Genomic DNA, 864 nt, shown 5'->3' with positions numbered 1-864 from the left:
AGGTCGCGTTGACAAAAGGTCTATACGCTCATTCTGAGATCTGATCCACTGTTGTCTTTAACGAAGACGATAAGGTGAAGCGAGGATGGCACGAGGGGATCTGACGGATCGTGAATGGGCGCTGATTGGTCCGCTTTTGCCATCCGAGCGTGGCCGTTGGGCACGGCCATCCGGAGACAATCGCCGGTTTCTCAACGGCATGTTGTATGTCCTGCGCACCGGTTGTCCGTGGCGGGACATGCATGAGCGCTACGGAAAATGGAACTCAGTCTATGTCAGGTTCCGGCGTTGGGCTGAACAGGGTGTCTGGGATGCCCTGCTGCAAACCCTGGTTGACCTGGGTCTGAGTGATGACTGGCAGCATATGGTCGACAGTACCGTGGTCCGCGCCCACTCCCAGGCAACGGGTGCAAAAGGGGGGCTCATACGGAAGGTTTTGGTCGATCACGCGGCGGTTTTACGAGCAAAATCCACGCCCGGTGCGACAATCAAGGACGTCCTTTCGGCTTTGCCCTTAGCGGAGGTCAGGTCTCGGATTACAAAGCCACAGATACCCTGATGGCGTTTGCGGTTCCAAACCCCAAAGCCATGCTGGCCGACCGGGGCTATGACAGCGACTGGTTCAGCCAGGATCTGCTGCTCCGTGGTATCCTGCCGGTTATTCCCTCACGAAAAGGCCGCAGTGTTCCACAGAAAACAGACTGGCGGTGTTACAGAGACCGCAATCGCATTGAGCGGATGTTCAACAAACTCAAGCAGATGCGGCGTATTGCAACCCGCTACGACAAAACCGCCTTGTCCTTCATGAGCTTCCTCAATATCGCCGCCGCGAGGCTTTGGATTGAATCTTTTGTCAACGCGACC

The 864-nt window shown here is 56.1% G+C and carries 2 protein-coding genes; both read left to right on the top strand.

What is annotated here, in order from left to right:
* Positions 1-85: 85 nt before the first annotated feature.
* Complete coding sequence (locus GKO01_RS16230) at positions 86-559, top strand: IS5 family transposase (protein WP_206035477.1); 474 nt, start codon at positions 86-88, stop codon at positions 557-559.
* Positions 469-864 (top strand): IS5 family transposase (locus GKO01_RS16225; RefSeq protein ID WP_244901523.1); only part of this gene is annotated, 396 nt, incomplete at its 3' end. The genes GKO01_RS16230 and GKO01_RS16225, both read left to right, overlap by 91 nt.

Source organism: Gluconobacter kondonii (assembly GCF_002723995.1).
In the GTDB taxonomy this organism is placed as follows: domain Bacteria; phylum Pseudomonadota; class Alphaproteobacteria; order Acetobacterales; family Acetobacteraceae; genus Gluconobacter; species Gluconobacter kondonii.
Note: the sequence above shows the minus strand (reverse complement) of the source record. Positions and strands in the feature narration are given on the sequence as shown.